The sequence below is a fragment of the Roseateles sp. P5_B10 genome, from assembly GCF_056400485.1.
This window is the reverse complement of record NZ_JBFULE010000251.1, coordinates 1-6,767: the sequence shown is the minus strand read 5'-3', so window position 1 is coordinate 6,767 and position 6,767 is coordinate 1. Positions and strand designations below refer to the sequence as shown.

The 6,767-nt window shown below is 67.5% G+C and carries 10 protein-coding genes; 9 read left to right on the top strand and 1 reads right to left on the bottom strand.

Annotated elements, in window-relative coordinates; all coding sequences use genetic code 11:
• From dctP to AC1DU6_RS15915, 3 genes are all read left to right on the top strand, one after another.
• Positions 1–655: TRAP transporter substrate-binding protein DctP (gene dctP / locus AC1DU6_RS15925; protein ID WP_477858242.1), on the top strand; the 655-nt coding region annotated here is incomplete at its 5' end.
• Positions 652–1,146 carry a TRAP transporter small permease gene (locus AC1DU6_RS15920; protein WP_477858240.1) on the top strand — a complete coding sequence of 165 codons (495 nt, stop codon included), beginning with the start codon at positions 652–654 and terminating at the stop codon, positions 1,144–1,146. The genes dctP and AC1DU6_RS15920, both read left to right, overlap by 4 nt.
• A 25-nt stretch (positions 1,147–1,171) precedes the next feature.
• Positions 1,172–2,449, top strand: coding sequence for a TRAP transporter large permease (locus AC1DU6_RS15915; protein WP_477858244.1), 1,278 nt, complete (start codon positions 1,172–1,174; stop codon positions 2,447–2,449).
• Here the strand turns inward: AC1DU6_RS15915 and AC1DU6_RS15910 are convergent.
• The gene (locus AC1DU6_RS15910; RefSeq protein ID WP_477858238.1) at positions 2,446–3,213 is read right to left on the bottom strand and encodes a substrate-binding periplasmic protein; all 768 of its coding nucleotides are present in this window, start codon (positions 3,211–3,213) and stop codon (positions 2,446–2,448) included. The genes AC1DU6_RS15915 and AC1DU6_RS15910 overlap by 4 nt on opposite strands.
• A 47-nt stretch (positions 3,214–3,260) precedes the next feature.
• On the opposite strand from AC1DU6_RS15910, the gene AC1DU6_RS15905 reads away from it, so the two are divergent.
• The 6 genes from AC1DU6_RS15905 (at position 3,261) to AC1DU6_RS15880 (ending at position 6,676) form a co-directional block, all read left to right on the top strand.
• On the top strand, positions 3,261–4,349 hold the full coding sequence (locus AC1DU6_RS15905) for a dienelactone hydrolase family protein (protein ID WP_477858236.1): 1,089 nt from the start codon (positions 3,261–3,263) through the stop codon (positions 4,347–4,349).
• A 110-nt stretch (positions 4,350–4,459) separates the two neighbouring features.
• Positions 4,460–4,912: a hypothetical protein gene (locus tag AC1DU6_RS15900; RefSeq protein WP_477858234.1), complete on the top strand. Its 453-nt coding sequence runs from the start codon at positions 4,460–4,462 to the stop codon at positions 4,910–4,912.
• Positions 4,909–5,454, top strand: coding sequence for an NADPH-dependent FMN reductase (locus AC1DU6_RS15895; protein WP_477858232.1), 546 nt, complete (start codon positions 4,909–4,911; stop codon positions 5,452–5,454). The genes AC1DU6_RS15900 and AC1DU6_RS15895 overlap by 4 nt, the downstream gene beginning before the upstream one ends.
• A 79-nt stretch (positions 5,455–5,533) precedes the next feature.
• Complete coding sequence (locus AC1DU6_RS15890) at positions 5,534–5,848, top strand: hypothetical protein (RefSeq protein WP_477858230.1); 315 nt, start codon at positions 5,534–5,536, stop codon at positions 5,846–5,848.
• Positions 5,845–6,261 (top strand): GFA family protein, encoded by a 417-nt coding sequence (locus AC1DU6_RS15885; protein ID WP_477858228.1) that lies wholly within the window; start codon positions 5,845–5,847, stop codon positions 6,259–6,261. Before AC1DU6_RS15890 ends, AC1DU6_RS15885 begins: the two co-directional genes overlap by 4 nt.
• Positions 6,262–6,271: 10 nt before the next feature.
• Positions 6,272–6,676 carry a hypothetical protein gene (locus AC1DU6_RS15880; protein WP_477858226.1) on the top strand — a complete coding sequence of 135 codons (405 nt, stop codon included), beginning with the start codon at positions 6,272–6,274 and terminating at the stop codon, positions 6,674–6,676.
• Positions 6,677–6,767 lie beyond the last annotated feature (91 nt).

Here is a 6,767-nt window from a genome sequence, read left to right as displayed (position 1 = left end):
CTTCCTGTTTCGCGACACGGCCCACATGCGCCATGCCTTCGACGGCCCGGCCGGCGAGGAGATCCTCAAGGCCTGCGAGCACTCGGGGCTGGTGGGCCTGGCGCTGTACGACTCCGGCGCCCGCTCGGTCTATGCCCGCAAGCCCATCAAGACGCTGGCCGACATGAAGGGCCTGAAGATCCGCGTGCAGCAAACCGACCTGTGGGTGGCCGCCATGACGGCGCTGGGCGCCAACCCCTCGCCCATGCCCATCGGCGAGGTCTACACGGGGCTCAAGACCGGCCTTATCGATGCGGCCGAGAACAACGTGCCGAGCTACGAGGGCTTCCGCCACTTCGAGGCGGCCAAGTTCTACAGCCGCACCGAGCATTCGATGACGCCCGAGGGGCTGTTCATCAGCAAGCGCATCTGGGACAAGCTGACACCCGACCAGCAGAAGCAGCTGCGCGAGGCCGCCAAGGCCTCGGTCGCCGTCGAGCGCGAACGCTGGGACGCGCAGGAAGCCAAGGCCCTGGCCGCCGTGAAGGCCGCCGGCGCGCAGATCGTCGAGCCGGACCGCGAAGCCTTCCGCCAGGCCGTCCAGCCAGTCATCGCCAAGTTCGTCAACACGCCGGAACTCCAAGCCCTTGTCAAAGCGATTCAAGACACCAAATGAACGCCTACACCAAGCTCTGCGCGGCGCTGTCGCGCTGGTCACTGCGCGCGGCCGTGCTGGGGCTCGTCGTCCTCGTCGTCTGCGTGCAATGGCAGGTCGTGGGCCGCTATCTGCTCAACGACTCGCCCACCTGGACAGAGCCCTTTGCGCTGCTGCTGGTGCTCTACATCACGGCCCTGGCGGTGGCGGTGGGCGTGCGCGACGCCGGCCACCTGGGCATGGAGTCCATCGTGGTGCTGCTGCCCAAGGGCGCGCAGCGCGTGGCCGAGGCGCTCATCCATCTCTGCGTGATCGTCTTCGCCGTGCTGATGGCCGTCGCGGGCTGGGAGTGGCTGACGCTGAAATGGGCCGAGCCCAAGCCCATGCTCGGCATGTCCGAGGGGCTGGACTATCTGCCGCTGGTCATCTCCGGCGTGCTCATCGTGCTGTTCTGCATCGAGCACCTGATCGCGCTTTGGCGCGGCCAGACCATAGAAGAAGCGGGAGTCTGAGGTGGAGGGTCTTGAACTCTGGATCATGTGCGGCAGCTTCGTGCTGCTGCTGCTCTTGGGCGTGCCGGTGGCCTTTGCCATCGGACTGTCGTCCGTGGCGACGGCGCTCGCGGCCGACCTGCCCATGGCCATCGTCTTTCAGAAGATGGTGGGCGGCATGCAGGTCTTCTCTTTCCTCGCCATCCCGTTCTTCATCTTTGCCGGCGAGCTGATGCTGCACGGCGGCATCGCCGAGCGCATCGTCAACTTCGCCAACCGGCTGGTGGGCCATGTACGTGGCGGCCTGGGCATGAGCAATGTGCTGGGCTGCACGCTGTTCGGCGGCGTGGCCGGCTCACCGTTGGCCGATGTGTCGGCGATGGGCTCGGTGATGATCCCGCTGATGAAACGCGAGGGCTATGACGCCGACTACGCGGTCAACGTGACCACGCACGCCGCCCTGGTCGGCGCGCTGATGCCCACCTCGCACAACCTCATCATCTATGTGCTGGCCACGGCAGGCATTGCGGCGGTCAGCGTCTTCAACCTCATCCTCGCCTGCCTGATCCCGGCGGTGCTGTTGACGCTGTCCAATCTGGCCGCGGCCTATGGCGTCGCGGTGAAGCGCGGCTATCCGACGCACGGCGCCTTTCCCGGCTGGGGGCCTGTGTTCTCGGCCTTTGTCGCAGCACTGCCGGGCCTGCTGGTCATCGTCATCATCCTGGGCGGCATCCTCAGCGGCGTGTTCACGGCCACCGAGTCGGCCGCCACGGCCGTCTGCTGGGCGCTGATCGTCACGGGGCTGGCCTACAGATCCTTGAGCCGCCGCGGCTTCCTGGAGGCCTGCGCCAAGGCCTGCAAGACAACCGGCGTCGTGCTGCTCTTGATCGGCATCTCAGCCGCCTTCGGCTACTTCATGGCGTTGTACGAGGTGCCGCAGAAGACCGGCGAATGGCTGGAGCAACTCAGCGGCAACCGCCCGTGGGCGATCTTCCTGTGGGTGAACGTGCTGCTCTTCGTGCTCGGCACCTTCCTGGACATGGCGGCCACCATCCTGATCTGCACGCCCATCTTCCTGCCCATCTGCATGAAGGCCGGCATGGACCCGACGCAGTTCGGCGTCGTCATGCTGCTGAACTGCGCGCTGGGCCTGAACACGCCGCCGGTGGGCAGCACGCAGTTCGTCGGCTGCGCGATCGGTGGCGTCAGCGTCGGCCAGGTCATGCGCTCCATAGCACCCTTCTACGGCGCGCTGTTGGCCACACTGCTGGCCGTCACCTACATCCCCGCGCTGTCGATGGCGTTGCCGAGATGGGTTGGCTAATAACCCGGGTAGCGCGCCAGCACGCGGTTCCATTCGGGCTGCTGGCGCGCGCGCTGCAGGCCCAGGTTGAGGCGCTGCATCAGGTCCGGCCGCCGCTCCAGCGTGCGCCGGCTGACGTAGACATGGACCGGGCTCACCGCCAGCTCCAGCACCACCTCCACCGCCTCGCCGGGCTCACGCGCGGCGCGGTAGAGCAGCGTGGCGGGGTCGTCGATGACGTAGTCCACGCGCCGCGAGCGCAGGGCCGACAGCGTCAGGTCATTGGCGTGCAGCGGCACCAGTTGGCCCGCCAGTTCGGGGGCCTCGAGTTCGCGGCGCACGGACAGCGGAAAGGACACGCCGCGGATCATGCCCACCTTGACTGGGCGGCCCTTCAGGTCGGCCAGCCGGCGCGGCGGATTCGCAGCGCCCGCAAGGCCCATCAACGCCACGCGCTCGTTTCGGTAGGGTTGGGTGAAATCGCCAAACGCCAGCCGCTCCGGCGTGTGCGTGGCCGAAGACATCAGGTCCAGTTCGCCTTGGGCGATGTCCGGGACCTGCCGCGCCCAAGGCCGGCGCGACCATTGCAGACGCTCGCCGCAGGCCTGGGCCATCAACTCCAGCAGCYCCACGTCCAGACCCTGCGGGTTGCCGGAAGCGCCCTTGCTCTGGAAGGGCGGGTAGTCGCTCCAGGCGATCCGAAGCGGCGCCCTGTCGTCGGCCCACACCATCGCATCGGGCAGGGTCAGGAGCAGCAGACAGGCATCGCGACGGCGCAGGTGCATCGCCCGACTCTCTCACAGCGCCGCCTGCTTGGCAGCCCCTTGCGACCATGAACCTTGCACGCCGCCAACTGTTTGCTGCGCTGGCGACGTGGCCGGTGCTCGTCCGTGCCGAAACCCTCGACGAGACGCTGGCGGGCCTGCAGCGCCGCTGGCGGCCGCGCCTCGCCTGGCGCCCCGGCCCTGGCTGGCGCGCCGAAGCACAAGCCGCGGCGCGCCGGCTGATCCTGCAGCCGGGCGACGATGGCAACGACTTCGCGACCGAAGTGCTGGGCGAGCAAGACCGGGGCAGCCATATCGCCCAGGCGCTGACGCTGTGTAGCGCATTAGGCGACCACGTACCAGCGCTCTATCTGCGCCCCAAGGGCGCCGGTCCGCATCCGGCCGTGGTCGTGATGCACGATCACGGTGCGCGCTTTGACATCGGCAAGGAAAAGCTGATCCGACCGCTCCAGCCCAAGCCGTCAGCCCAGGCCTGGGTCCAGCGCTATTACGGCGGCAGCTTCGTCGGCGACACATTGGTAGAAGCCGGCTTTGCCGTGCTGGCCATCGACGCCCTGGGTTGGGGCGAACGCAGCCGGCCCGGCCTGGCGCGCGACGATCAGCAGGCCTTGGCCAACCACCTGATGCAACTCGGCCAGAGCTGGGCCGGCATCATCGCCAGCGACGACTTGCGCTCGCACCGCTGGCTGCGCGAGCAGCCCGAAGTGGATGGCAAACGCGTCGCGGTGCTGGGCTTCTCGATGGGGGCGTTGCGCGCCTGGCAACTGGCTGCCGTCTGCGATGAAGTCTCGGCCTGCGTCGCCGCGCATTGGATGTGTACGCGCGAAGGGCTGCTGCGGCCGGGCGAGCACACCTTGGTGGGGCAGTCCGCCTTCAGCATGGCCCATCCGGGGCTGGCGGCGGAGCTGGATCATCCGGATGTGGCAGCTTTGATGGCGCCCAGGCCGCTGATGCTGTTCGGGTCGCCGGACGACAAGCTGTTTCCGTGGGATGCGGTGCAGCAGGCTTGGGGACGGTTGGGTCAGGCTTGGGGACGAGGGGCCGGCTTGCAGACGCGCGCCACGCCCGGTGGGCACCTGTTCGACGTCGAGCAGCAGCGGGCGGCGGCGACATGGCTGGCAAGTCAGCGCCATTGACGGACAGCACGGCCCGGGCGCGGCCCGACAAGGCGAGTTTTCACCTCGGCAACATCCGGCCGACCCTGACTTTGTTGGCATAGTCCTTCCACCACAACCGCGAGCATTGAATGCGTGCATCCCACAACCCTCAAATCCCGATTGCCGATCAACCCGGCGGCCTGTGGATCCAGCGCGCTGTCGGTGCCGTGACCCTGCTCCTGGGCATCACGCTCGCGGTGCTCCTCGCCTTCAGCACGTTCACGCTGGCGGCGCGCGGCGGCGCGACGCTGACCCCGGCCTTGATCTTCTGCGCGGTCATCGGAACCCTGTCGGCCTTCTTTGTCTCGGTAGGCGGTCGCATGAGCTTCAATCTGCCCAATCGACACGGCTCGCTGTTGACGCCCGGGCTGTGGTTTGTCATCGCGGCCCTGTTCTTCGCCTGCGCCGTGTTCGTGGTGGGCACGCTCGTGGCCACCCGGCAGTTCGCCAAGCTCGAAGTGGCCGGCTACGCCCTTGCCTTGGCCGTGCTCGCTGTCATGGCCGGTCGGCGCGCCATGAAGAAGCGCGACAGCGCGTCGTGAGAATTCTGGCGGTTTGCGGCAGCCTGCGCGCCGCCTCCATCAACGCTGCGCTGCTGCGCACGGCCCAACGCCTGGCGCCGCCGGATATCGAGGTCAGCGTGTGCACGCTGGTGGGCGAGCTGCCGCTCTTCAACCCGGACCTGGAGGCGAACCCGCCACCCAGCGTCACCCGGCTGCATGCCCAGATCGCCGTGGCGGATGCGCTGCTGATCGCCAGCCCGGAGTACGCGCACGGCGTCACGGGCGCCATCAAGAACCTGCTGGACTGGCTGGTCAGCTTCGAGCCTTTTGTGGGCAAGCCGGTCGCCGTGCTCAATGCGTCGCCACGGGCGCATCACGCCGACGCGGCGCTGAAGGAAACACTGAGGACGATGTCGGCCGTCATCGTCGAGACGGCGTCAGTCAGCATTCCCTTGCTCGGATCGGGCATCGCCGAGGCGGCCATGGCCGAGACACCCTGGGTCGCCGAGGCCATCCACGCTTCGCTGGTGGCGCTGCAAGGCGCGCCGCACCCATCAGTGGCGCCGGCGGCCGATCTTTGAAAACGGATCCATACAAGCGCGATGGCGAATCAGGCGCTGCAGCGCCACACTCCAGCTCAAACCTGTCCTCGGACCTGCCATGAACGAACTGCTCGCCGCCTACCGCTACACGACCAACAACTACGCCCAGATCGAGAAGAGCAAGCGCTGCGGCTGCTGCAATTGCGTGCAGATCTTCAAGCCCGAGGCCATCGTCGGCTGGACCGGCCTGACGGTGCAGAACATGGACGACCCCAAGGCCATCGACGAGCAGACCGCGATGTGCCCGCACTGTGGCAGCGAGGCCGTGATCGGGGATGGCTGCGGTTTCCTGATCACGCCCGACTTCCTGGCGCGCATGAACGAGGCATGGTTTCAGCGCACGATGATCCACAGGCCGGCAGCGAAGAAGTGATTCAAGACTCTCGCCTGACCGGCGGCTGCCTGTGCGGCGCCGTCCGCTACGGATCGCCCGGCCCGGCCCTCTTCTCCATCGTCTGCCATTGCCGTGACTGCCAGCGCGCGTCGGGCAGTGGCGGCGTGCCGGTGCTGGGCGTGCCGAAGCCGTCCTTCTCCTGCACGGGCCCGGTGAAGCAGTCACGCGTCACCGGCGGCAGTGGCATGCCCGCCGTGCGCAACTTCTGCCCGGAGTGCGGCAGCCTGCTCTTCGGCACACCGGAATCGGCGCCGGAGATGGTGACGATCTACGCCGGCAGCCTGGACGACCCGACCGCCTTCACGCCAACCGACACGTTGTTCGCAGCCCAGCGCCCGGCCTGGGCCCGGCTGGCAGCATCGCTCGCCGAACACGAGGCCCTGCCTCCGTGATGAACCCGCCATGCTCCTCACGACCGCGATCATCATCCTCGCAGCAGCGTCGCTCGCCGCGCTCGGTGCCGGTTTCATCATCGCCGCCAGGCAATTCGGCTTTCTCGTGAATGCCCATCGGGTGCAAGGTACGGTGATGGATGAATGGCGCTATCGCATCTATGGCCGCTCCGGGCGTTACTACCGCGTCGAGTTCTGCCTGAACAACGGACAGCGCGCGTCACTGCGCGGTTCCGGATCGGCGCCACCGGTTGGTCAAGCGGTGACCGTGCTCGTCCGGGAAGGCATTGGTCTTGAACCGAAGGCACGCATCGACCGCTGGCTTGAGCTGTGGTGGCCAACCGTGGTCCTGCTCTTCATCGGCTTGCTGGGTGCGCTCATGACTGCGTCCGTGATTCGCAGCGCATGGGTGTGATGCCATGGACCTGCTGGCCGTCTTCACCACCGTTGCCAACCAGGACCAGGCTGACACACTGGCCCGCGCCGCCGTCGAGCAACACCTTGCT